Here is a 23,285-nt window from a genome sequence, read left to right on the forward strand (position 1 = left end):
TTTATTATTTTCTATAAATATTTTTCAGCGATGGCATAATCACCTAGATAGTCTGCTTTTTCTCCGTTGATAATTTGGTAACAATCTGCGCCTTTACCAGCTAAAATGACAGCATCGCCTTCTCTGTTAGTTAAGCTAAGGGCTATTTTTATGGCTTCTTTGCGATCAGCAATTATATCAACATCAAAGGATATGTAAGAAGCAATTTCTTTTGCGATGGCAATTGGATCTTCGTAATTTGGATCATCTGCGGTTAAAATCACCGTTAGTTCAGGATGTTGATTCAGCAAGAGGCCAAAGTCCTTGCGGCGACTCTCGCCCTTATTTCCAGTTGCACCGAGCACCAAAATAATCTTACCTTTTTGATGTTCTTGAACGACCGATAGGAGATTAGCGAGACTGACACCATTGTGTGCGTAATCCACAAATACTTTGGCACCATTTTGTTGGGTCAGCACCTCCATACGTCCAGGTACACGTGTGCTTGCGATTCCCTTCTTGATGTCCGCAACGGAAGCACCCAAGCGGAGACAAGCAAGTACAGCGGCAAGCGCATTTTCTTGGTTAAAACGACCAATCAGCTGAATGTCAAATTTCTCTGCTAACTTTCCGCTGGTTTCAAAAGAGAAGGCTTGCGAGTGACGAATTTGATTGTCTGAATGCTGTCCGTAGAAATCATGCTCCATGGAAGCAACTTGCTCAGCCAAAACTTCAAAATGGTCCATTTCGCTATTGACCACCACAGCTAGGCTATTTTCCATGAGAAGCCGTTTATGATAAAAATAGTCTTCAAATGTTGGATGTTCAATTGGTCCGATGTGATCAGGACTAATATTGAGGAAAACGCCAACATCAAAGGTCAAACCATAAACCCGCTTTTTCAGATAGGCTTGACTAGAAACTTCCATGATAAGATGAGTTCGTCCGTTCTCAACAGCTGTCGCCATCATTTTGAACAAATCCAAGCTTTCCGGTGTTGTCAAAGCAGATTTGAAGAAATGTTCTCCGTCCAGCGTCGTGTTCATGGTAGACAAGAGAGCTGGCTTGTGACTTTGTTGGAGGATATGATAGGCGAAATAAGCAGAAGTAGTTTTTCCTTTGGTTCCTGTAAAAGCGAGTAACTTGAGTTTATCTTGTGGATTGCCATAAAATTCCATGGCAAGAAGGCTCATGGCTTGTTTTACGTCATTGACTATGAGAGCAGGAATTCCCACTTCAAAATCCATTTCACTGATATAAAGCTGTAGACCCGCTGTCACTGCTTTTTCCAAGAATTCTTTTTTAAAATTGTCACCCTTGACAAAGAAAAGAGTGGAAGCATCCACTTCACGGCTGTCGTAGCTGATTTTTTCAAAAACAAGATCACGATAATGATAAAAATATTGTCCCTTGTCGATGATCTCGCGGAAATTGTGATCGTTTTTTAAAATGTTTAATGCGTTTTCAATTGTTATCATACTTCTATTGTAAACTTAATGGCGAGGTTTTACAAGCGGAAAGGAAAAGTTTATAATAAGATGAGACTATTTTTAGAGGTTATGTATGGACCAACAAACAACAAATCAACAAAAACAAATGCTTCTAGGGACAGCGTGGCTGACAGCTAGTAACTTTATCAGCCGCCTTTTAGGGGCAATTTATATTATTCCTTGGTATATCTGGATGGGGAAACACGGTGCAGAAGCCAATGGATTGTTTACTATGGGCTACAATATTTATGCTTGGTTTCTTCTGATTTCTACGGCAGGAGTTCCAGTTGCAGTCGCCAAGCAAGTCGCCAAGTACAATACGATTGATCAAAAAGATCATAGTTTTACTCTCATTCGTGAATTTTTGAAATTCATGCTCTTGTTGGGAGTCATTTTTGCAGTTGTGATGTATCTTTTATCACCGTTCTTTGCGCATGTATCAGGAGTTGGGAAAGAGCTGATTCCGGTCATGCAAAGTTTGTCGTGGGCTGTGCTAGTATTTCCAGCCATGAGTGTTATTCGTGGATTTTTCCAAGGTTTTAACAATTTAAAACCGTATGCCATGAGCCAGATTGCTGAACAAGTCATTCGTGTGATTTGGATGTTACTTGCAACATTCTTCATTATGAAATTGGGCACTAAAGATTATGTTGCTGCAGTGACCCAATCTACTTTTGCAGCCTTTGTCGGTATGTTTGCCAGTATGGCGGTTTTGGTTTATTTTCTTTGGAAGACCAATCTCTTGACATCTATCTTACACAAACCGGCTAATAGTGCTGAAATCAACAGCCGTGCTTTGCTGGTGGATACGATTCGTGAAGCCATTCCTTTTATCATCACGGGTTCTGCTATTCAGCTTTTCCAAATCATTGACCAGATGACATTTATCAATACGATGAAATGGTTCACCAATTATAGCAATTCTCAGCTGGTGGTTATGTTCAGTTATTTCTCTGCCAATCCAAATAAGATTACCATGATTTTGATTGCAGTAGCAACTTCGATCGGCGGTGTGGGGATTCCCTTGCTGACAGAAAACTATGTCAAAGGTGATTTAAAGGCGGCTGCGCGCTTAGTTCAAGATAATTTGAGTATGTTACTGCTGTTTCTTTTACCAGCAACGATTGGTTCTGTCTTAGTAGCGCGGCCATTATACACGATTTTCTACGGACGACCAGATAGTTTGGCCTTGGGGCTCTTCATTTTTGCTATGTTACAGACGACTATTCTTGGCATCTATACTGTCTTATCGCCAATGATTCAGGCGCTTTTCCAAAATCGTAAAGCAATTATCTATTTTGGTTATGGAGTTCTTGTTAAGCTCATTTTGCAAATTCCATTTATTTATCTGTTCAGAGCTTACGGCCCCTTGCTTGCGACTACTATTGGACTTATTGTTCCAATCATTCTGATGTACCAACACATTCGTCAAGTAACTGGGCTCAATCAAACCATTCTCTTCAAACGGAGTTTGTTGATTGGAATTTTAACGGCAGTTATGGCTCTTTTGATTGCCATTGTGGAAGTCGTACTTGGCTTTGTTTTTCATCCAAGTGGACGCATTTCGAGTATGCTTTATTTGGTTATCATCGGTGGCTTGGGCATCGCTATTTATGGAGCAATGGCTTTGCGAGTCCGTTTGTTAGACCGCTTTATTGGTGAGAAAGCTCAAACCTTACGTCAAAAATTTCATATTCATTAAAAGGCTGTAAGGCTTTTTAATGTTGTAGAAAAATTATAAAAATTAAGCTATAATGAAAATAGCTATTCTTGCAATCAAGTTCTATAATTTTTTGAATAGTCAGTATAGTTTAAAACTATATCTAGGTCTTGAAAAGAACAAAACACAGTGCTTTCGTAAGATGATACAATAGAATCACTTAGAAAATATAAGAATTGCTTGATTCCGCTCTTATCTTGTGGAGGTTATTTATTATGGATAAAAAGTTACAATTAGACACGATTTTAGCTCATGCTGGTATTAAAACGGATGAAGCAACAGGTGCCTTGACAACACCTTTGCATTTTTCAACGACCTATCAGCATCCAGAATTTGGAAAATCCATTGGATATGACTATACGCGCACGAAAAACCCAACGCGAAGTAGCTTGGAAAAAACCTTAGCTGCTATTGAAAGTGCGGATTATGCGTTAGCGACCAGTTCAGGAATGAGTGCTATTGTGCTAGCCTTTAGCGTTTTTCCGGTTGGGAGTAGAGTTATAGCGGTTCGTGACCTTTATGGCGGTTCTTTTCGCTGGTTTCATCAAGTGGAGCAAGAAGGGCGCTTTCACTTTACATATGCAAATACGGAAGAAGAATTGCTTGCGGCTTTAACGGAGGATATAGATGTAGTGTATCTGGAAACCCCGACCAATCCGTTAATGCTTGAGTTTGATGTTGCATTTATCGCAGAAAAAGCTCATGCAAAAGGTGCAAAGGTTATTGTAGATAATACGTTTTATACTCCAATTTATCAACGTCCTTTGGAAAATGGAGCAGATCTTGTGCTGCATTCGGCGACCAAGTATTTAGGAGGACATAATGACGTTCTGGCTGGTGCTCTTATGACGAGTGACAAAGAGCTTTATGAGAATCTATTCTACAATCTCAATACGACAGGAGCTGTTTTGTCTCCATTTGATAGTTATCTCTTGCTTCGAGGTTTGAAAACCTTGTCTCTGCGTATGGAGCGTTCAACAAAAAACGCACAAGCTGTAGCAGCTTTCTTGAAAGATTCGCCAGCAGTAAAAGAGGTTCTCTATCCGGGAAAAGGCGGCATGATTTCCTTTAAAGTCAAGAATGAAGCAGTTATTCCACATTTGTTAAACACACTAAAAGTCTTTACCTTTGCAGAAAGCTTAGGTGGTGTAGAAAGCTTGATTACCTATCCTGCGACACAAACGCATGCAGATATTCCAGCAGAAGTGCGGAAATCCTACGGTTTAACAGATGACTTGTTGCGTTTATCCATTGGAATCGAAGACAGCCAAGACTTAATCACAGATTTAAAATTTGCTTTGGAGGTATAATATGAGCAAATACAATTTTCAAACAGCACCGAATCGCTTATCTCATCACACTTATAAGTGGAAAGAGACAGAGACTGATCCTCAATTACTGCCGGCATGGATTGCAGATATGGATTTTGAGGTCATGCCGGAAGTAAAACAAGCGATTCATGACTATGCAGAGCAGTTGGTTTATGGCTATACTTATGCGAGTGATGAGTTGCTCCAAGCGGTGCTGGATTGGGAAAAGAGCGAACATCAATATTCGTTTGATAAAGAAGATATCGTTTTTGTAGAAGGTGTTGTGCCAGCTATTTCCATTGCGATTCAAGCCTTTACCAAAGAAGGAGAAGCGGTCCTAATCAATTCTCCTGTTTATCCACCTTTTGCTCGTAGCGTTCGCTTAAACAATCGAAAATTGGTATCTAATTCTCTCAAAGAAGAAAATGGTTTGTTTCAAATTGATTTTGAACAATTGGAAAACGATATTGTTGAAAATGATGTGAAACTCTATCTTCTTTGTAATCCGCACAATCCAGGGGGACGTGTTTGGGAAAGGGAAGTTTTAGAACAGATAGGTCATCTTTGTCAAAAACACCATGTTATCTTGGTATCAGATGAAATTCATCAAGATTTGACGTTATTTGGCCATGAACATGTTTCCTTTAACACTGTTTCACCGGATTTTAAAGACTTTGCTCTGGTACTTTCTAGTGCTACCAAGACTTTTAATATTGCAGGCACCAAAAATTCCTATGCCATTATTGAAAATCCTACGCTATGTGCACAGTTTAAACACCAGCAACTTGTTAATAACCACCATGAGGTGTCAAGTTTAGGCTACATTGCGACAGAAACGGCCTATCGTTATGGGAAACCTTGGTTAGTGGCATTAAAAGCTGTGTTAGAAGAAAATATTCAATTTGCAGTAGAGTATTTTGCCCAAGAAGCTCCGCGTTTAAAGGTTATGAAACCACAAGGGACCTATCTGATTTGGCTTGATTTCAGTGACTATGGTTTGACAGATGATGCACTCTTTACTTTATTGCATGACCAAGCAAAAGTCATTCTCAATCGGGGAAGTGATTATGGAAGTGAGGGTGAGCTGCATGCGAGACTAAATATTGCGGCGCCTAAGTCACTGGTAGAAGAGATTTGTAAGAGAATCGTGTGTTGCTTGCCCAAATAAAATAAAAAGAAATGTTCGAAAACAGTCACTTTTGGTTGACAATCGTTCTTAAGAGGAGTATAGTTAGTATGAAAAATCGGTAGGTGAGGCTACCATAGGGATACGGATGACTACCGCAAAGTAGTGGAGACACTATGCGCTGGTTAGCAGTTGAGATCGCTAAGGTTTTGACTAATGTCATTTCACTGCCCTACGGAGTTAAAGCTTGAACGGTAACACAAGACATACAGTCCTGCCATGTTTTTCATGGTAGGATTTTATCGTTTTGAGCTGATTTTTTAAAGAAAAAATGCAAGGGAAAGGGGTGGAGAATATGCCGAATGATGATCACCCGAGTCAACAGGAAAACAGTCGATTACCATATCTGAGCATTCCTCACGCTCCCTTGGAATCGACTCTAGCAAATGAATGACATCTGAGTAAAAAGGCTGTATGCAGTTATTTTGTCACTCGGATGTATCTTAGATAGAGGAGAAAATCAGTGAAAACAGCAAAAGAAAGATTAACAGATGCTCTTCGTATGTCTGTAGTGGATACGATGACATTTTTCAACACATCTAGATTGGGTTTGACAGAGGAGCAAGTAGAAGAAAATCGTGATCTATACGGTGAAAATGAATTGACAAAAGGGCAAGAAGATTCAATTGTTAAAAAAATTTATGAGTCTATTATCAACCCATTTACCGTTATTCTTTTACTCATTGCATTGGTGTCCTTGGTTACCAATGTTTGGCTGGCAAAACCAGGTCAGGAAGATCCGACAACGTTTATCATTATTGTTGTCCTTGTCTTGTTGTCTGGGAGTATTCGCTTTGTGCAAGAATTGCGGAGTGACAAAGCAGCCAGCAATCTTTCACGTATGATTGTCAATACAGTGACAGTCGTTCGTGAGGGAAAAGAGCAAGAAATTCCAATTACAGAATTAGTGGTAGGAGACATTATTCGCTTGAGTGCAGGAGATATGTTGCCAGCAGATGTGCTAATCTTGGATTCGCGCGACTTCTTCGTGCAACAGTCAGGCTTGACAGGCGAAAGTGATGCTGTTGAAAAAATGGCGCTGGATAAATGCGAGGCAAAAGAGGCAGATAGCTTGCTTGAATCTGAAGCCCTTGGCTTTATGGGAACTAATGTGATTTCTGGTCGTGCCATTGCCCTTGTTCTGGTCGTTGGAGATGATACCAAGATGGGTGCTATTGAGCAAACGCTCAATACTTATGATGAACCAACTTCATTTGAGCGGGAAATGAACAGCATTTCATGGTTGCTCATTCGTCTCATGTTGGTACTTGTACCCATTGTCTTTCTTATCAATGGTCTGACAGACGGAGATTGGCTGGAGGCTGGTGTATTTGCATTAAGTGTTGGTGTCGGTTTAACACCAGAAATGTTGCCTATGGTCATCACTGCGAGCTTGGCTAAGGGTTCCATTCTTATGGCAAAAGAAAAAGTTGTTATCAAGAAACTTAATGCTATTCAAGATTTGGGAGCGATTGATATTCTTTGTACGGATAAAACAGGAACGCTGACACAAGATGAGATCGTTTTGGAATATCCGCTTGATATTCATGGAGAGCTTGATTTAGCTGTTCTTCGCAGAGCATATCTTAATTCGTATTATCAAACAGGGCTAAAAAATCTGATGGATCGTGCTATTATCAATCGGACGGAAAAAGAAGCTGAAAAGCACGAAATTGTTCGCAACTTGGACCAAACTTTTAAGAAGATTGATGAATTACCTTTTGACTTTGAGCGTCGTCGTATGAGTGTGTTGGTTCGAGATGATGAGAATGTCGTCAGCATGGTGACAAAAGGTGCTCTGGAGGAAATGCTGTCTATTTCAAATTATGTCGAAGACAAAGGGGAAATCCTTCCTTTGACAGAAGAGATTCGCCAAGAAATTTTAGCAGAAGTTGCACAGTTAAATGAACAAGGATTGCGTGTGCTGGGCGTCAGCTATCGCTCAGACTTAGATGCTGACTATGAATACACAGTAGAAGATGAGTCAGACATGATTTTGACAGGGTATCTTGCCTTTCTTGACCCGCCAAAACCTTCTGCAGCGCCTGCTATCAAGGCTTTAGCAGAATATGGTGTTGCCACCAAAATTTTGACAGGTGACAATGAAAAAGTCACAGAAGCGGTCTGTGAGAAAGTTGGGTTAGATGCAGAACATATCCTACTTGGTTCTGTGATTGAAACGATGTCGGATGACGAATTGAGCAAAGTTGTTGAAACCACAACTGTTTTTGCGAAATTATCTCCCGACCAAAAAGCGCGTATCATTTTGCAGCTGAAAGCAAATGGGCACAAGGTTGGTTATATGGGAGACGGCATCAATGATGCACCTTCTATGAAAGTAGCTGATGTAGGGATTTCGGTTGATACAGCTGTTGATATTGCGAAAGAAACAGCTGATGTTATTCTGTTAGATAAAGACTTATTGGTGCTTGAAAAAGGCTTAGTGGAAGGTCGAAAAGTCTATGCCAACATGACCAAGTACATCAAGATGACAGTGAGTTCCAACTTCGGAAATATCTTTTCCTTGCTAATCTCAAGTATTTTCTTACCATTTTTGCCCATGGCACCGATTCATTTGATTGTGTTGAATTTGGTTTATGACATTTCTTGTATCGCTTTACCATTTGACAATGTCGACCGTGAATTTTTGCAAAAACCGCGCATTTGGAGTGCCAAATCCATCACGCGCTTCATGGCTTGGATTGGTCCAATCAGTTCTATTTTTGACTGTATGACCTTCTTGATTTTGTTCTTTATCATTGCACCGATGATGACAGGTTCTGTTTATCATCATGGGATGTCTAGCGAGTTCATCACCATTTTCCAAACAGGTTGGTTTATTGAGTCCATGTGGACGCAAACCATGGTTATCTACATGCTGCGCTCACCTAAACTGCCGTTTATTCAAAGCAGGCCGGCTTTGTCCGTAGTCATGACAACCCTAGCAGCCGTGTTCTTTGTAACCTTATTACCCTACGGTCCTTTTGCTACGCTTTTAAAAGTGGCTCCATTAAACGGTACTTATTTCTTATTCTTAATCCTTGTCATGATTTTGTATATGGTAAGTGTTACGTTTGTGAAGCATCTTTATATTAAGAAATACCATGAATGGTTGTAAGCAATTGACAATCTTTGAAAAGGCTTGTTTGTCACGAGCCTTTTTTATGTTTTTTTGATATAATAAGAAGAATAAATTGAAAGAAGGAAAACCAATCATGGAAAAATTTCAAGTGATCGCACATCCGCTCATTCAGCATAAATTGTCTATCTTACGTCGTACGGATACCTCTACTAAGGCTTTTCGTGAGTTAGTAAATGAAATTGCTATGCTGATGGGCTATGAAGTTTTACGTGACTTACCATTAGAAGATGTGGAAATTGAAACGCCCATTACAAAGACGGTTCAAAAACAATTGGCTGGTAAAAAATTAGCCATTGTCCCAATCTTACGTGCAGGTATCGGTATGGTGGACGGTCTTTTGAGCCTTGTGCCAGCTGCTAAAGTCGGACATATTGGCATGTATCGCGACGAAGAAACCCTAAAACCAGTTGAGTACCTTGTGAAGTTACCAGAAGACATTAGCCAACGTCAAATCTTTGTGGTAGATCCCATGCTGGCGACAGGTGGTTCAGCTATTTTAGCCATTGATTCATTGAAAAAACGCGGTGCGCACAATATTAAATTTGTCTGTCTTGTTTCAGCGCCAGAAGGTGTGAAAGCCTTACAAGAAGCTCACCCAGACGTGGAAATCTTTACAGCAGCCCTTGATGATCATTTGAATGAAAACGGCTATATCGTTCCAGGATTGGGAGATGCAGGAGATCGTCTTTTTGGTACAAAATAATGAGTTTTATGTTTGACCTTTTTTGACCAAAAGGCTATAATAGTCTCATATTTGAAAAATCTCACTAAAAATTGTTAGTCAGATTAAAATATCAGATGAAAAGGAGAATACAATGATTCCTGTAGTTATTGAACAAACAAGCCGTGGAGAACGTTCCTACGATATTTACTCACGCTTATTAAAAGATCGCATTATTATGCTGACGGGTCCTGTTGAGGACAATATGGCTAATTCCATTATTGCGCAATTACTTTTTCTTGATGCGCAGGATAATACCAAAGATATTTATCTTTACATCAATACGCCAGGCGGTTCTGTATCAGCTGGTCTAGCGATTGTTGATACCATGAACTTCATCAAATCAGATGTCCAAACAATTGTCATGGGGATGGCTGCTTCCATGGGAACCATTATTGCTTCAAGTGGTGCTAAAGGCAAGCGCTTCATGTTGCCGAATGCAGAATACCTGATTCACCAACCAATGGGCGGAACTGGTAGCGGTACGCAACAAACCGATATGGCGATTGCGGCTGAGCATTTGCTGAAAACCCGAAATAACTTGGAGAAAATCCTTGCGGATAATTCAGGGAAAACCATTAAGCAAGTACATAAAGACGCAGAACGCGATTATTGGATGAGTGCTCAAGAAACCTTGGATTATGGTTTCATTGATGAAATCATGGCAAATAATAATTTAAACTAATCATTTGTTTATTACTGTACGAAAAATGTCCTCTGATGGGCATTTTTTTGATATACTTATAAATGATAAAATTAAATTAGAAAGAAAATTCATGTTTAAAAAAGAAGAACGAACAGGTTTGATTGTGTATTTGTATTACAATCGAGATGTGAAAAAAATAGAAACTATTGGCGATATTGTCTACCATTCTAAAAAGCATCGTTACCTCCAGTTGTATGTTCCGACAGAGCAAGTAGAAGAGACGATGCAAAAGTTATCTAAAGAAAAATATGTCAAACAAGTACGGGTTTGTCACATTCAAGAATTGGACACAGACTTTGTTGGAAACTTGTTTAGAGATAAAGAAAACGTAAACATATAAAAAAATCTCATTTACCACTTGACAATTGTCAGATAATTCGATATATTCTAAACATATCATTTCGGAACGAGGAGATAAGAATATGAAGAAAAAATTTGCTCTATCATTTGTTGCCCTTGCAAGTGTTGCCCTTCTTGCCGCTTGTGGGGAAGTAAAGTCAGGTGGCTCCAATACAACTGGTACAAAAGTTGCTGATAAGACTATTAAAATCGGATTCAACTTTGAAGAAACTGGTGCAACAGCAGCTTATGGAACAGCCGAACAAAAAGGTGCCCAACTGGCTGTTGATGAAATCAACAAAGCTGGTGGTATTGATGGCAAGAAACTTGAAGTTGTTGACAAGGATAATAAATCTGAAACAGCAGAAGCAGCTTCTGTCACGACTAACTTGGTAACCCAATCAAAAGTAAATGCAGTCGTAGGACCTGCAACTTCTGGTGCAACAGCAGCGGCAGTTCCCAATGCGACAAAAGCAGGTGTGCCTTTGATTTCACCTAGTGCGACACAAGACGGTTTGACGAAAAATCAAGAATACTTATTCATCGGAACTTTCCAAGACAGTTTCCAAGGGAAAATCATTTCTAAATATGTGACAGAAAAGTTAAAAGCGAAAAAAGTTGTGCTTTATACAGATAACTCAAGTGATTATGCCAAAGGTATCGCAAAAGCTTTCCGTAATGCCTACAAAGGTGAGATTGTTGCAGATGAAAAGTTTGTCGCTGGTGATACAGATTTTCAAGCAGCACTTACCAAGATGAAGGGAAAAGATTTTGATGCGATTATCATTCCTGGTTATTATACGGAAGCTGGTAAAATTGTCAACCAAGCGCGTGGTATGGGAATTGATAAGCCAATCGTTGGTGGTGATGGCTTTAATGGTGAGGAATTTGTCCAACAAGCAACTCCAGCCAAAGCCTCAAATATCTACTACATCTCAGGTTTTTCTTCGACAGTTGATGTCTCAGCGAAAGCTAAGAAATTCCTAGAAGCTTACAAGGCTAAATACAACAATGAAGAACCTTCAACATTTGCAGCGTTAGCATACGACTCTGTTTATCTTGTTGCCAATGCTGCCAAAGGTGCGAAAACATCTGTTGACATCAAAGACAACCTTGCTAAGACAAAGAATTTTGAAGGTGTAACAGGTGATACCAGCTTTGACAAAAATCATAATACTGTCAAAACAGCCTTTATGATGACCATGAACAATGGGAAGGTCACAGCAGCTGAAACGGTTAAGCCGTAATCCTTCGCAAGAAATTGCTTAAAATATATTTTATAGTGTATAAAAGAGTAACTATTTATGGTAAGCATCGTAGATAGTTACTTCTCTTTATACGGGCTAAAAGAAAAGAGGCGGGATAAAAGTCTTAGTCTTAAGAATATATTTCATTAAGGTTTGTAAGACATAGTGATTGATTGTTAGATATGTTTTAAGCTATTAAAAATCAGTCAACCGTGAAATGAGACTTAAAAGGTTTAAAGGTCTCATTTGCTCAAACTTAGAATAGATGAGTGAGAAAAATCAATTTTTTTGAAATGATGACTTGACTCGCTCTTTTTTCACAATAGATAAGAAAATGTGAACGATCACATAGTTCTTTCTTCTATACTATAATTAGAAAGTGTGGTGGCCATGCTCCAACAACTTGTTAATGGTCTAATTTTAGGGAGTGTCTATGCTTTGCTCGCTCTCGGCTATACCATGGTTTATGGGATTATCAAGCTCATCAACTTCGCTCATGGAGACATTTATATGATGGGCGCTTTTATGGGCTATTTCCTGATTAACTCTCTTCATCTTAATTTTTTCCTTGCCTTGATTTTGGCAATGATTGGGACGGCAGTTTTAGGTGTGCTGGTTGAGTTTCTGGCTTATCGTCCATTGAGAAATTCGACTCGGATTGCAGCTTTGATTACTGCGATTGGTGTTTCGTTTTTCTTGGAATATGTGATGGTCTATTTTGTGGGAGCCAATACTCGTTCGTTCCCACAAGTGATTGAAACGGTTCGTTATAATTTTGGTCCGATTAGTCTCACAAATATCCAATTGATGATTTTGGTCATTTCCTTGATTTTAATGGTATTGCTGCAGGTTATCGTTCAAAAAACTAAAATGGGAAAAGCCATGCGGGCAGTTTCTGTTGATAGTGATGCAGCGCAGCTAATGGGAATCAATGTCAATCGTACAATTAGTTTCACTTTTGCTTTAGGTTCTGCTTTGGCAGGAGCAGCAGGTGTACTCATCGCGCTTTATTATAATTCCCTTGAGCCTTTGATGGGAATGACACCAGGGCTGAAATCATTTGTCGCAGCAGTACTTGGTGGGATTGGTATTATCCCCGGAGCAGCACTGGGGGGCTTTGTCATTGGTCTATTAGAAACCTTTGCGACAGCTTTTGGTATGTCAGATTTCCGCGATGCGATTGTGTACGGTATCTTAATCTTGATTTTACTTGTCCGTCCTGCAGGTATTCTTGGTAAGAATGTGAAAGAGAAGGTGTAAGCGATGAAAAAGAATGTAAAAGTAAATATTCTATGGTTTGTGCTCCTTCTTGCTGGTTACGGTTTGCTGACTCTCCTTGTCAGCGCTGGAGTTTTGAATGATTTTTACTTGCAAATCTTACAGCAAATCGGTATTAACATTATTTTAGCAGTAGGGTTGAATTTGATTGTCGGCTTTTCTGGTCAATTTTCTCTGGGGCATGCTGGCTTCATGGCAATTGGTGCTTATGCAGCTGCAATTATTGGTTCGAAATCTGCTACCTATCCTGCCTTTTTTGCGGCTATGGTGTTAGGGGCATTGATTGCAGGAGCAGTCGCTTTGATTGTCGGGATTCCTACTCTTCGTTTGAAGGGCGATTATCTAGCAATTGCCACGCTTGGGGTTTCTGAAATCATTCGGATTTTAATCATCAACGGAGGCGATTTGACCAACGGAGCCGCAGGGATCTTGGGTATTCCTGCTTTTACCAATTGGCAAATGGTGTATTTCTTTGTAGTTATGACAACTATTTTAACCATCAATTTCTTGCGCAGCCCGATTGGACGAGCAACCTTGTCAGTTCGTGAAGATGAAATTGCAGCAGAATCTGTGGGGGTCAATACCACTAAAATCAAAGTCATTGCCTTTGTTTTTGGAGCGATGACAGCTAGTATCGCAGGCTCACTCCAAGCAGGATTTATTGGCTCTGTTGTGCCGAAAGATTATACTTTTATCAATAGTATCAATGTCTTGATTATTGTGGTATTTGGTGGTCTTGGTTCTATGACTGGTACCATTGTTGCAGCGATTGTTTTGGGAATTTTAAACATGGTGCTTCAAAATGTAGCAAGCATTCGGATGATTATCTACTCTCTTGCTTTAATTTTGGTGATGATTTTCCGTCCGGGAGGACTTCTTGGCACATGGGAATTGAGCTTATCACGCTTCTTTAAAAAAGATAAGGAGGTCAACTAATGGCGCTTCTTGATGTAAAAAATCTAACAAAAAATTTCGGTGGGTTGACTGCTGTTGGCGATGTGAGCTTGGAGCTGAATGATGGGGAATTAGTCGGTCTCATTGGTCCAAATGGTGCAGGAAAAACAACTTTATTTAATTTACTGACCGGTGTTTATGAGCCAAGTGAAGGAAGCGTGACCTTGGATGGGCATTTGCTCAATGGCAAGGCTCCTTATAAGATTGCTTCTTTAGGGCTCAGTCGGACATTCCAAAATATTCGATTGTTTAAAGATTTGACAGTCTTAGAGAATGTCTTGATTGCTTTGGGAAATCACCACAAAGCACATGTTTTTGCTAGCTTCTTTCGTTTGCCAGCTTTCTATAAAAATGAAGCAGAATTGCGTGAGAAAGCTCTGGAATTACTAAAAATCTTTGACCTAGACGGTGAAGCAGAAACACTTGCTAAGAATTTAGCTTACGGTCAACAACGTCGTTTGGAAATTGTGCGTGCTCTAGCAACAGAACCAAAAATTCTCTTTCTTGATGAGCCTGCTGCAGGAATGAATCCACAGGAAACAGCAGAATTGACAGAGTTAATTCGTCGCATAAAAAATGAATTCCAAATCACAATCATGCTGATTGAGCATGACATGAGTTTAGTCATGGAAGTGACGGAACGAATTTATGTATTGGAGTATGGTCGTTTGATCGCACACGGAACTCCTGACGAGATCAAAAATGATAAGCGTGTTATCGAAGCCTATCTGGGAGGTGAAGCCTAATGTCTATGCTAAAAGTTGAAAATCTTTCCGTCCATTATGGCATGATTCAGGCTGTCCGAGATGTCAGCTTTGAAGTCAATGAGGGCGAAGTTGTTTCTCTCATCGGTGCCAATGGTGCTGGAAAAACGACGATTCTTCGGACCATTTCAGGACTGGTTCGTCCAAGTGCAGGAAAAATTAAGTTTCTAGGAAATGAAATTCAAAAAGTTCCTGCTCAGAAAATTGTAGCAGCAGGGCTTTCTCAGGTACCCGAAGGACGCCATGTTTTCCCAGGCCTGACTGTTTTGGAAAACCTAGAAATGGGTGCTTTTCTAAAGACAAATCGTGATGAAAATCAAGCGAATCTAAAAAAAGTCTTCTCACGCTTTCCGCGCTTAGAAGAACGTAAAAATCAAGATGCTGCAACTCTTTCTGGAGGTGAGCAGCAGATGCTTGCTATGGGACGAGCTCTTATGTCTACTCCCAAACTTCTGCTTTTAGACGAGCCTTCAATGGGACTGGCTCCTCTCTTCATTCAAGAAATTTTTGATATTATTCAAGATATTCAAAAGCAAGGCACAACGGTTCTATTGATTGAGCAAAATGCTAACAAAGCCCTCTCAATTGCCGACCGTGGCTATGTTTTAGAAACAGGAAATATCGTCTTGTCTGGCACAGGAAAAGAATTGCTAGCTTCCGATGAAGTCCGCAAGGCTTATCTCGGTGGGTGAAAAAAGGAGAAAGAAGTGGTTTTCTACTTCTTTTTTATTCACTAATAGTATTCTTGAAAACATAAGCAAGTACCTTGAAAGCGTTTGAAATAAACTAGAAAATACAGTATAATAGAACTGAAAAATCAGAGATAAAGGAGATTTCCATGGCAGTTAAAGATTTTATGACGCGAAAAGTGGTGTATATTAGCCCAGACACGACAGTAGCGCATGCGGCGGATATTATGCGTGAGCAGGGATTGCACCGACTTCCGGTTATTGAAAATGACCAATTGGTCGGTTTGGTGACTGAAGGAACGATTGCCGAAGCAAGTCCTTCAAAAGCGACCAGCTTGTCTATCTATGAGATGAATTATTTGCTAAACAAGACCAAAATTAAAGATGTCATGATTCGTGATGTGGTGACGGTGTCACAATTTGCTAGCTTGGAAGATGCTACTTACTTGATGCTGAAAAATAAAATTGGCATTTTGCCAGTGGTGGACAACCAGCAAGTATACGGCGTCATTACAGATCGTGATGTTTTCAGAGCCTTTCTTGAAATTGCTGGCTATGGTGAAGAAGGTATTCGCGTGCGTTTCATTACAGAAGATGAAGTCGGTGTGTTGGAGAAGATAGTGCATTTGATTGTCGAAGAAAATCTCAACATCTCTAACGCTGTTAATATTCCACGCAAAGATGGCAAGGTTATCATTGAAGTTCAAATTGATGGCAATGTGGATTTGCCGGCTTTAAAAGCGAAATTTGAAGACAAAAGCATTCAGGTAGAAGACATTACCCGTACTTCAGCAAAAGCTTTATAAAATAACAAAAACGCATGAGAGCAGTCTTTTAACTGTGATCATGCGTTTTTTATAATGGGAGCAAGATTATTTCTGAATAGGTTGCTTATTGACATCTAAGGTAAAGCCTTCACCAAGGATTTCATGGGCATCTGTAATGGTAATAAAGGCATGTGGATCGATGCTATGAATAACTTTTTTCATGGATTGCATTTCGTTTCGTCCAACAACGCAGTAAATGAGTTTCAGATCATTCTCGCTGTAGTAGCCTTGTCCATTGATAAAAGTAATTCCACGACCGAGATCTTCGTCAATTTTCTTTGCTAATTCTTCTGGACGGCTAGTGATAACCATGAAGCCCTTGCCGGCATAACCGCCTTCACCAATCAAGTCAATTACTCGTGAAGCGATAAAGACAAAAATCAAGGTATAAGTCACTAAGCGAACATCTTTAAAAACAAGTATAACGAAAATAAGGACGCAGAAGTCTACAGTAAACATCAATTTTCCCATGGAGATATTCGTATACTTGTTAGCGATTCGAGCAATAATATCGGTACCGCCAGTCGTACCACCGGCATTGAAAACAATTCCTAGTCCAACGCCAGCAATAATCCCTGTCAGAAGCGTCACAATCACGAGGTCGCCTTCAAGGTTAATCACGAAAGGGATTTTTTCAAAGACCGCCAGCCAAGCAGAAACGGCAAAAGTCCCTAAGATACTAGAGTACAAAAGCCGCGATCCAAAAATTTTCCAAGCAATAATGAAAAGAGGAATGTTGATGATGAGATTCATCAGTGAAACAGGAATCTTAAAAAGATAGTATGTAATGAGGGTCACACCAGTTGCGCCTCCCTCATACAAATGATTCGGAATAATCAGATAATTGATTGCAAAAGCAAAAATTCCAGCTCCTAGAATAATCGTTAGATAGTTTTTAAACTTAGACATAATAACCTCCTAATAATTTCTGTACATTCTATTGTATCAAATCTTGAAAACTTATGTATCATTTTGAAAAAATTTTTTTAAACTTTTTCTGGCAATGATTTTTCTGGAGTTTTTTGTTAAAATAGAAAGGAGAAAAAGGAAGAAATGAGTTAGTATGGCAAAAGGAATATTCATCTCTTTAGAGGGACCAGACGGTGCAGGAAAATCAAGTGTTTTAGAAGCCTTGATTCCGATTTTAGAAGCAAAAGGGCAGGCGTTTGTCACTACGCGTGAGCCTGGTGGAGTGGCAGTTGCGGAGAAGATTCGCGATGTTGTTTTAGATCCGAAGCATACGGAAATCGATGAAAAAACGGAATTGCTCCTCTATATTGCCAGTCGTAGGCAACATTTGGTGGAACGTATTTTACCTGCTTTAGATCGTGGTGAAATGGTGCTGGTGGATCGCTTTATTGATAGTTCGGTGGCGTATCAAGGTTTTGGTCGAGGCTTGAAGGTGGCTGATATTGATTGGCTGAATGATTTTGCGACCGACGGTTTGAAGCCAGATTTGACCCTTTATTTTGATATTGAAGCAGAGGAAGGCTTGGCTCGTATTGCTAAGAGCAAAGAGCGTGGTGCGGACCGCTTGGATCGTGAAAGTGTGGAATGGCATCGGCGCGTGCGTGAGGGGTATTTGTCTATTCTTGAAAAAGAGCCAAATCGTGTGAGAAAGATTGATGCTAGTCAGCCATTAGAAAAGGTCGTTGCAGATACTTTAGCAGTATTGGCAGAACGAGTTGAGAGTTTAAGATGAAAATAGAAGAATTAGCTCAGTTGCAGCCAGTTTTGTTTGAGCGTTTTGAGCACATTTTACAGCAACATCGGCTGAATCATGCTTATCTGTTTACAGGGGCTTTCGGCAGTTTTGAAATGGCTCAATGTTTGGCACAGAGCTTGTTTTGCACCAATAAAAATGGCGTTTTTCCTTGTGGAGAATGTCGAAATTGTCGGTTGATTGAGGAAGAGGATTTTTCAGATGTGACAGTCGTCCGTCCTGTCAATCAGATTATCAAGACAGAGCGTGTCCGAGAACTAGTGCGTAATTTTTCTCAGTCAGGGTTTGAAAGCAGCAAGCAAGTGTTTATCATTTGTGATGCGGACAAGATGCATGTCAATGCAGCTAATTCGCTGTTGAAGGTCATTGAAGAGCCGCAAAGTGAAGTGTATATTTTCTTGTTGACAGCGGATGAAAATCTTATTTTGTCCACGATTAAAAGCCGAGCGCAGCTATTTCATTTTCCAAAAAATCAAGCCTATTTGCTTGAAAAATTGGAGCAGGCTGGGCTGATAAAGACACAAGCAGAATTGTTAACTGCTTATAGTCAAACAGAAGAAGAAGCCCTACGTTTGGCAGCCAGCCCAGCTTTTTTTGACTTGGCAGCAGAATGTGAGCGTTTTGCATCGCTTTGTTTAAATCGAAAAGAGACCGCTTATTTGCAGGTTGCGAAGTTGGCTAGTCTGGCAGATGATAAGGAAAAGCAAGAACAGGTTTTGAAACTCTTGGAGCTTCTCTTTGCAAAAGAAATGCAAACAACGTGGGGACGCTTCTATTTAGAAGGTATATTTACAGCAAGAAAAATGTGGCAAGCCAATGTTAGTTTTCAAAATGCACTAGAATATATGGTGTTGCAAGAAAGAGAATGATGTGCTACGTTGGCACAGGGAAATGGTAGTGAGGATGAATAAAAAAGAATTATTTGATGCCCTTGATGAATTTTCTCAAAATCTGCTTGTTACTTTGGCAGAGGTAGAGGCGATTAAGAAAAATCTGAAAAGTGTGGTGGAAGAAAACGTAGCGCTTCGCTTGGAAAATGATAAATTAAGAGAGCGATTAGGTCAAGTGGAGCACGCAGCAGCACCAAAAACGAAAAGAAATCGAGATAATCTGCGCAAACTCTATGAAGATGGATTTCACGTGTGCACGGATTTTTATGGTCAACGTCGTGAAAATGATGCAGAATGTATGTTTTGTGATGAATTGCTTTTTAGGGAGTAAGCATGCAGATTCAAAAAAGTTTTAAAGGTCAGTCTCCTTATGGGAAGCTCTATCTGGTGGCTACTCCGATTGGGAATATGGACGATATGAGTATCCGTATGGTGAATACTCTGAAAGAAGTTGATTTCATTGCAGCAGAAGATACCAGAAATACTGGTCTGTTGCTCAAGCATTTTGACATTGCTACGAAGCAGATTAGCTTTCATGAGCATAATGCCAAAGAAAAAATCCCTGATTTGATTCGTTTGCTGAAAAGTGGTCAGGATATTGCGCAGGTTTCGGATGCAGGTTTGCCTAGTATTTCTGATCCAGGGCATGATTTAGTCAAGGCTGCTATTGCTGAGGAAATCGCAGTAGTGACTGTACCTGGTCCCAGCGCAGGTATTTCAGCTTTGATAGCTAGTGGTCTTGCTCCGCAACCTCATATTTTTTATGGATTTTTGCCACGCAAGGCCGGTCAGCAAAAAGAGTTTTTTTCTAATAAAAAAGCCTACCCAGAGACACAGATTTTTTACGAATCTCCTCATCGGGTTAAGGCTACTTTAGAAAATATGCTTAGTATCTATGGAAATCGCTCCGTTGTTCTGGTACGGGAATTGACTAAGATTTATGAGGAATACCAACGTGGCTTGATTTCCGAAGTGATAGACCATATTTCAGAAAATCCGCTCAAGGGTGAATGCTTGCTGATTGTAGAAGGAGCGAGCGAAGAAGTGGTTGAGCAGTCAGAAGCGGATTTGTTGGCAGAGATTGATTTTCTAGTAACAGCAGGAGCAAAGAAAAATCAAGCTATCAAAGAAGTGGCTAAAAAATATGGTTGGAATAAGAGTGAATTATATGCTCGTTATCATGAGCAAGTCAGTGAGTAAAAATGACTTTTTATAAACAAATTTATACTTCCCCTTTAGGAGAAATGTCTTTAGTTGCTGATGAGACAGGGCTGGTTGGAGTCTGGTTTCTCAAGCAGAAATATTTTGAGCGCGGTTTAGAGGAGAATTTACTCTTAGCAGAAAATGAGGTTTTAAAAGAGACGAAGAATCTGCTAGATTGCTATTTTAACGGAGATTGTCCAGACTTTTCGAGTCTTGTTTTGGCTCCTGTTGGGACGGATTTTCAACAACGGGTCTGGGCTTATCTGCAAACTATTCCTTATGGGGCAACGGTTACTTATGGTCAGATAGCAAAGGAGTTAGATGTTCGCTCGGCGCAGGCTGTTGGTGGTGCTGTGGGTAAAAATCCTTTTTCAATCATCGTTCCCTGTCATCGAGTGCTGGGAAGTCAAGGACAATTAACTGGCTATGCTGGGGGATTAGACAAGAAAATATGGCTCTTGGAGCATGAAGGCGTAGAGCTTAGCGAGAAAGCTTTAGATAAATGATACAAATGGAGAAAATGATATGTTACGATTTATTGAATATCCAAAATGTTCGACCTGTCGCAAAGCCAAGGCTGAATTAAACCGCTTGGGTTTGGACTTTGAAGCGGTGGATATTGTCAAGGAAACACCGAGTAAAGAGGAAATTTTAACTTGGATGGAAACTTCTGATTTAAACATCAAATCTTTTTTCAACACTAGCGGGCTCAAATATCGTGAGCTAGGTTTGAAAGATAAACTATCAGGATTGTCCGCCGAAGAAGCCGCAGAGCTTTTAGCAACCGATGGTATGCTTATCAAACGACCAATCTTAGAAAAAGACGGAAAAATCCTGCAAATAGGCTACCGCACAGAATATGCAATATTAGATTTGTAAATAAAAAAGAAGTGAGACGACAAAATGGATTTCTTTAAAATCGCAATTGTTGCCTCACTTCTTTTTAAGCTCTCTATTTTGGTATCATTGCTGTTCGTGTTATAATGTTTTTATACACTGAGAAAATTTCTTCAAACCTTGTTAGCTTGGGAGTGAGATAGATCTAAAATTTGAAAATGTTAATTGTCGCTCTTTTGATTTAATCATCCGATACAACATATTCCGTCAGATATTTTGTATAGTCTCACCTTGCAAGGTTGCTAAACAGTCTGTGAGACTGTTTGATTTTCATTGAATATTAGTAAAAAACGAAAAGAGAAAAAATGGTTTTATCAAAAAAACGTGCGCGAAAGGTAATTGAGGAAATCATTGCCCTATTTCCAGATGCAAAACCTAGCTTGAATTTTACCAATCATTTTGAATTGTTAGTCGCAGTCATGCTGTCAGCTCAAACGACCGATGCAGCAGTCAACATAGTCACACCAGCCCTTTTTAAAGTCTATCCAACTCCACGGGAAATGGCTGCGGCTTCAGAAAGCGAGATTGCTAGCTATATTGCTCGTCTGGGGCTTTATCGCAATAAGGCTAAGTTTTTGAAAAAATGTGCTCAGCAATTGCTGGATAACTTTGACGGTCAGGTACCTCATACACGACAGGAATTGGAAAGTCTTGCAGGTGTAGGACGTAAAACAGCCAATGTGGTCATGAGTGTTGGTTTTGGTATTCCGGCTTTTGCGGTGGATACTCATGTGGAGCGGATTTGCAAACATCATGACATTGTCAAAAAGTCGGCTACCCCTCTAGAAGTTGAACAACGCGTGATGGAAGTTCTGCCCAAAAATGAATGGCTTCCAGCTCATCAAGCTATGATTTGCTTTGGTCGTGAAATCTGCCACCCAAGAAATCCTGAATGTGACCAATATCCACAACTGTATCATTTTGATTGAAAAAAAGAGGAGAAACCTCTTTTTTTATAATTCAATTTCCAATACAATTGGTGTGTGGTCTTGCCTTGTACCTGAGTCAATCATTTCTGACTTGGTTACTTTATCTGCAATTCGATTGCTGGTCAGCCAGTAATCAATTCTCCAGCCACTGTTATTGATTTTGCTGGTCTTGCTGCGTTGTGCCCACCAGCTATAAACATTTGGAATATCGCCGTGAATGTAACGGAAAGTATCAGTAAAACCACGATTTAACAGATTGGTAAAGCCGGATCGTTCTTCATCTGTAAATCCAGGTGAGCGACGGTTGCTAGAAGGATGAGCGAGGTCAATCTCATTGTGGGCTACATTGTAGTCCCCTGTAGCAAGGACAGGTTTTTCTATGTCTAAAGCTGTTAGATAGTCAGCATATTTTTTGTCCCAGATTTGTCGATCTTCTAAACGTTTTAAACCATCACCTGCATTTGGCGTATAAACTTGTGTAACGAAAAAATTGTCAAATTCCAACGTAATGATGCGCCCCTCGGAATCCATAGTAGAAGGTGCACCGATTTCTGGGAAGGTTATTTTTGGAGATAGATTCTCTTTGTATAAAAACATAGTTCCAGCATAACCTTTACGTGCAGGTTCTATAGAAGAGCGCCATGTAGTTTCATAATGTGGGAATAATTCATCCAAAACTTTTAGATGTTTTTTAGTTGGTCCGTTAGCAGATAATTTAGTTTCCTGAATGGCGATAATATCAGCGTCTAATCTTACTAAAGTTTGTAACACAGCTTGTGACAATTGCGCGCGTGCAGAGTCGCTGGTCAAAGCTGCGTTGAGAGAGTCAATATTCCAAGAAATGAGTTTCATACGGATACCTTTTCTAGATTTATTTTTTCTATTGTATCAAAAAATGCCTGGCTAAGCGAGTTTGAGGTTGTAAAAAGGATAGTAAGGTGTATAATATTAGTCAAAGGGGATAAAAATGGGTGAATTATTATTACTATTATTATTATTGAAAGTCGTCTTATTCATATTCTTTCTTTGGTACCTTATTAAGTTACTTCGTTTGAGGGGAAAACAAACATCTTCTGAGCCATTTTGGGTACCGAAGAAAATTGGTGTTGGAATTGGGGTCAATCCAAGGAATACAGCTGGTTTTTGGGTAAGTCTGGCTGTGACACTTTCGGTCCTGATTGTTCTTTCTGCCTTGATAGTCTCTTTCTTTTTGTAGAAATCATTTGAAGGTGTAGAACCTTCTTTTTTATTTAGAAAGTTAAGTAAATATCTATTGTATTTTTTAAAAATA

At 39.8% G+C, this 23,285-nt stretch carries 24 protein-coding genes and 1 riboswitch; of the genes, 21 read left to right on the plus strand and 3 right to left on the minus strand.

All coding sequences use genetic code 11. The features are described 5' to 3' along the window. Positions 1–11 precede the first annotated feature (11 nt). Positions 12–1,457 (minus strand): UDP-N-acetylmuramoyl-L-alanyl-D-glutamate--L-lysine ligase, encoded by a 1,446-nt coding sequence (locus SanJ4206_RS02355; RefSeq protein ID WP_003028337.1) that lies wholly within the window; start codon positions 1,455–1,457, stop codon positions 12–14. A gap of 85 nt (positions 1,458–1,542) precedes the next feature. Here SanJ4206_RS02355 and SanJ4206_RS02360 point away from each other — a divergent pair, with 85 nt between their 5' ends. From SanJ4206_RS02360 to SanJ4206_RS02425, 13 genes are all read left to right on the plus strand, one after another. Next, on the plus strand, positions 1,543–3,171 hold the full coding sequence (locus SanJ4206_RS02360; protein WP_003028336.1) for a putative polysaccharide biosynthesis protein: 1,629 nt from the start codon (positions 1,543–1,545) through the stop codon (positions 3,169–3,171). 233 nt (positions 3,172–3,404) lie between these two features. Further along, positions 3,405–4,499: a cystathionine gamma-synthase gene (locus SanJ4206_RS02365; protein ID WP_003028335.1), complete on the plus strand. Its 1,095-nt coding sequence runs from the start codon at positions 3,405–3,407 to the stop codon at positions 4,497–4,499. A gap of 1 nt (position 4,500) precedes the next feature. After that, positions 4,501–5,667 carry a MalY/PatB family protein gene (locus tag SanJ4206_RS02370; RefSeq protein ID WP_003028334.1) on the plus strand — a complete coding sequence of 389 codons (1,167 nt, stop codon included), beginning with the start codon at positions 4,501–4,503 and terminating at the stop codon, positions 5,665–5,667. 68 nt (positions 5,668–5,735) lie between these two features. Continuing rightward, positions 5,736–5,888: riboswitch (M-box (ykoK) riboswitch) on the plus strand. Between the two features lie 260 nt (positions 5,889–6,148). Next, positions 6,149–8,803, plus strand: a complete 2,655-nt coding sequence (gene mgtA, locus SanJ4206_RS02375) for a magnesium-translocating P-type ATPase (RefSeq protein WP_003028333.1) — start codon at positions 6,149–6,151, stop codon at positions 8,801–8,803. Positions 8,804–8,900: 97 nt separating this feature from the next. After that, the gene (gene upp, locus SanJ4206_RS02385) at positions 8,901–9,530 is read left to right on the plus strand and encodes a uracil phosphoribosyltransferase (protein WP_003025639.1); all 630 of its coding nucleotides are present in this window, start codon (positions 8,901–8,903) and stop codon (positions 9,528–9,530) included. Between the two features lie 88 nt (positions 9,531–9,618). Beyond that, positions 9,619–10,233 carry an ATP-dependent Clp protease proteolytic subunit gene (locus tag SanJ4206_RS02390; RefSeq protein ID WP_223349572.1) on the plus strand — a complete coding sequence of 205 codons (615 nt, stop codon included), beginning with the start codon at positions 9,619–9,621 and terminating at the stop codon, positions 10,231–10,233. Between the two features lie 91 nt (positions 10,234–10,324). After that, entirely contained in the window at positions 10,325–10,594 is a 270-nt protein-coding gene (locus tag SanJ4206_RS02395; RefSeq protein ID WP_022525177.1) for a YlbG family protein, read from the plus strand. 82 nt (positions 10,595–10,676) lie between these two features. Further along, positions 10,677–11,840, plus strand: coding sequence for an ABC transporter substrate-binding protein (locus tag SanJ4206_RS02400; protein ID WP_003028331.1), 1,164 nt, complete (start codon positions 10,677–10,679; stop codon positions 11,838–11,840). Positions 11,841–12,230: 390 nt separating this feature from the next. Continuing rightward, positions 12,231–13,100 (plus strand): branched-chain amino acid ABC transporter permease, encoded by an 870-nt coding sequence (locus SanJ4206_RS02405; RefSeq protein ID WP_003028330.1) that lies wholly within the window; start codon positions 12,231–12,233, stop codon positions 13,098–13,100. A 3-nt stretch (positions 13,101–13,103) separates the two neighbouring features. Further along, entirely contained in the window at positions 13,104–14,054 is a 951-nt protein-coding gene (locus tag SanJ4206_RS02410; protein WP_003028329.1) for a branched-chain amino acid ABC transporter permease, read from the plus strand. After that, positions 14,054–14,818 (plus strand): ABC transporter ATP-binding protein, encoded by a 765-nt coding sequence (locus SanJ4206_RS02415; protein WP_003028328.1) that lies wholly within the window; start codon positions 14,054–14,056, stop codon positions 14,816–14,818. Before SanJ4206_RS02410 ends, SanJ4206_RS02415 begins: the two co-directional genes overlap by 1 nt. Then, positions 14,818–15,528: an ABC transporter ATP-binding protein gene (locus SanJ4206_RS02420; RefSeq protein WP_003028327.1), complete on the plus strand. Its 711-nt coding sequence runs from the start codon at positions 14,818–14,820 to the stop codon at positions 15,526–15,528. The genes SanJ4206_RS02415 and SanJ4206_RS02420 overlap by 1 nt, the downstream gene beginning before the upstream one ends. A gap of 146 nt (positions 15,529–15,674) precedes the next feature. Beyond that, a complete protein-coding gene (locus SanJ4206_RS02425; RefSeq protein ID WP_003028326.1) occupies positions 15,675–16,331 on the plus strand; it encodes a CBS domain-containing protein in 657 nt (218 codons plus the stop codon). A 66-nt stretch (positions 16,332–16,397) separates the two neighbouring features. Here the strand turns inward: SanJ4206_RS02425 and SanJ4206_RS02430 are convergent, their stop codons facing one another. Next, complete coding sequence (locus SanJ4206_RS02430; protein WP_003028325.1) at positions 16,398–17,261, minus strand: YitT family protein; 864 nt, start codon at positions 17,259–17,261, stop codon at positions 16,398–16,400. Positions 17,262–17,415: 154 nt separating this feature from the next. Here SanJ4206_RS02430 and tmk point away from each other — a divergent pair, with 154 nt between their 5' ends. The 7 genes from tmk (at position 17,416) to nth (ending at position 21,994) form a co-directional block, all read left to right on the plus strand. After that, positions 17,416–18,054, plus strand: coding sequence for a dTMP kinase (gene tmk, locus SanJ4206_RS02435; RefSeq protein ID WP_003028324.1), 639 nt, complete (start codon positions 17,416–17,418; stop codon positions 18,052–18,054). Further along, on the plus strand, positions 18,051–18,944 hold the full coding sequence (locus SanJ4206_RS02440; protein ID WP_003028322.1) for a DNA polymerase III subunit delta': 894 nt from the start codon (positions 18,051–18,053) through the stop codon (positions 18,942–18,944). Before tmk ends, SanJ4206_RS02440 begins: the two co-directional genes overlap by 4 nt. A 34-nt stretch (positions 18,945–18,978) precedes the next feature. Continuing rightward, positions 18,979–19,296, plus strand: a complete 318-nt coding sequence (gene yabA, locus SanJ4206_RS02445) for a DNA replication initiation control protein YabA (protein ID WP_003043534.1) — start codon at positions 18,979–18,981, stop codon at positions 19,294–19,296. A 2-nt stretch (positions 19,297–19,298) separates the two neighbouring features. Then, a complete protein-coding gene (rsmI, locus tag SanJ4206_RS02450; protein WP_003028320.1) occupies positions 19,299–20,165 on the plus strand; it encodes a 16S rRNA (cytidine(1402)-2'-O)-methyltransferase in 867 nt (288 codons plus the stop codon). 2 nt (positions 20,166–20,167) lie between these two features. After that, entirely contained in the window at positions 20,168–20,674 is a 507-nt protein-coding gene (locus tag SanJ4206_RS02455; RefSeq protein WP_022525179.1) for a methylated-DNA--[protein]-cysteine S-methyltransferase, read from the plus strand. A gap of 19 nt (positions 20,675–20,693) precedes the next feature. Next, positions 20,694–21,047 carry an arsenate reductase family protein gene (locus tag SanJ4206_RS02460; RefSeq protein ID WP_003028318.1) on the plus strand — a complete coding sequence of 118 codons (354 nt, stop codon included), beginning with the start codon at positions 20,694–20,696 and terminating at the stop codon, positions 21,045–21,047. 323 nt (positions 21,048–21,370) lie between these two features. Further along, positions 21,371–21,994 carry an endonuclease III gene (gene nth, locus SanJ4206_RS02465; protein ID WP_003028317.1) on the plus strand — a complete coding sequence of 208 codons (624 nt, stop codon included), beginning with the start codon at positions 21,371–21,373 and terminating at the stop codon, positions 21,992–21,994. Positions 21,995–22,018: 24 nt separating this feature from the next. Here the strand turns inward: nth and SanJ4206_RS02470 are convergent, their stop codons facing one another. Beyond that, positions 22,019–22,846: an exodeoxyribonuclease III gene (locus SanJ4206_RS02470; RefSeq protein ID WP_003028316.1), complete on the minus strand. Its 828-nt coding sequence runs from the start codon at positions 22,844–22,846 to the stop codon at positions 22,019–22,021. 115 nt (positions 22,847–22,961) lie between these two features. Between SanJ4206_RS02470 and SanJ4206_RS02475 the strand changes: the two genes are divergently transcribed. Further along, a complete protein-coding gene (locus SanJ4206_RS02475) occupies positions 22,962–23,210 on the plus strand; it encodes a hypothetical protein (protein WP_003028315.1) in 249 nt (82 codons plus the stop codon). The last annotated feature ends 75 nt before the right edge of the window (positions 23,211–23,285 follow it).

Origin of the sequence: Streptococcus anginosus (genome assembly GCF_001697145.1) — a bacterium.
GTDB classification, from domain to species: Bacteria; Bacillota; Bacilli; order Lactobacillales; family Streptococcaceae; genus Streptococcus; species Streptococcus hominis.

Excerpts from the sequence above, each read along its gene's own strand:
- SanJ4206_RS02355 (WP_003028337.1), bottom strand. The coding sequence starts at position 1,457 with ATGATAACAATTGAAAACGCATTAAACATTTTAAAAAACGATCACAAT.
- SanJ4206_RS02360 (WP_003028336.1), top strand. The coding sequence starts at position 1,543 with ATGGACCAACAAACAACAAATCAACAAAAACAAATGCTTCTAGGGACA.
- SanJ4206_RS02365 (WP_003028335.1), top strand. The coding sequence starts at position 3,405 with ATGGATAAAAAGTTACAATTAGACACGATTTTAGCTCATGCTGGTATT.
- SanJ4206_RS02370 (WP_003028334.1), top strand. The coding sequence starts at position 4,501 with ATGAGCAAATACAATTTTCAAACAGCACCGAATCGCTTATCTCATCAC.
- upp (WP_003025639.1), top strand. The coding sequence starts at position 8,901 with ATGGAAAAATTTCAAGTGATCGCACATCCGCTCATTCAGCATAAATTG.
- SanJ4206_RS02395 (WP_022525177.1), top strand. The coding sequence starts at position 10,325 with ATGTTTAAAAAAGAAGAACGAACAGGTTTGATTGTGTATTTGTATTAC.
- SanJ4206_RS02400 (WP_003028331.1), top strand. The coding sequence starts at position 10,677 with ATGAAGAAAAAATTTGCTCTATCATTTGTTGCCCTTGCAAGTGTTGCC.
- SanJ4206_RS02405 (WP_003028330.1), top strand. The coding sequence starts at position 12,231 with ATGCTCCAACAACTTGTTAATGGTCTAATTTTAGGGAGTGTCTATGCT.
- SanJ4206_RS02410 (WP_003028329.1), top strand. The coding sequence starts at position 13,104 with ATGAAAAAGAATGTAAAAGTAAATATTCTATGGTTTGTGCTCCTTCTT.
- SanJ4206_RS02415 (WP_003028328.1), top strand. The coding sequence starts at position 14,054 with ATGGCGCTTCTTGATGTAAAAAATCTAACAAAAAATTTCGGTGGGTTG.
- SanJ4206_RS02420 (WP_003028327.1), top strand. The coding sequence starts at position 14,818 with ATGTCTATGCTAAAAGTTGAAAATCTTTCCGTCCATTATGGCATGATT.
- SanJ4206_RS02425 (WP_003028326.1), top strand. The coding sequence starts at position 15,675 with ATGGCAGTTAAAGATTTTATGACGCGAAAAGTGGTGTATATTAGCCCA.
- SanJ4206_RS02430 (WP_003028325.1), bottom strand. The coding sequence starts at position 17,261 with ATGTCTAAGTTTAAAAACTATCTAACGATTATTCTAGGAGCTGGAATT.
- tmk (WP_003028324.1), top strand. The coding sequence starts at position 17,416 with ATGGCAAAAGGAATATTCATCTCTTTAGAGGGACCAGACGGTGCAGGA.
- SanJ4206_RS02440 (WP_003028322.1), top strand. The coding sequence starts at position 18,051 with ATGAAAATAGAAGAATTAGCTCAGTTGCAGCCAGTTTTGTTTGAGCGT.
- yabA (WP_003043534.1), top strand. The coding sequence starts at position 18,979 with ATGAATAAAAAAGAATTATTTGATGCCCTTGATGAATTTTCTCAAAAT.
- rsmI (WP_003028320.1), top strand. The coding sequence starts at position 19,299 with ATGCAGATTCAAAAAAGTTTTAAAGGTCAGTCTCCTTATGGGAAGCTC.
- SanJ4206_RS02455 (WP_022525179.1), top strand. The coding sequence starts at position 20,168 with ATGACTTTTTATAAACAAATTTATACTTCCCCTTTAGGAGAAATGTCT.
- SanJ4206_RS02460 (WP_003028318.1), top strand. The coding sequence starts at position 20,694 with ATGTTACGATTTATTGAATATCCAAAATGTTCGACCTGTCGCAAAGCC.
- nth (WP_003028317.1), top strand. The coding sequence starts at position 21,371 with ATGGTTTTATCAAAAAAACGTGCGCGAAAGGTAATTGAGGAAATCATT.
- SanJ4206_RS02470 (WP_003028316.1), bottom strand. The coding sequence starts at position 22,846 with ATGAAACTCATTTCTTGGAATATTGACTCTCTCAACGCAGCTTTGACC.
- SanJ4206_RS02475 (WP_003028315.1), top strand. The coding sequence starts at position 22,962 with ATGGGTGAATTATTATTACTATTATTATTATTGAAAGTCGTCTTATTC.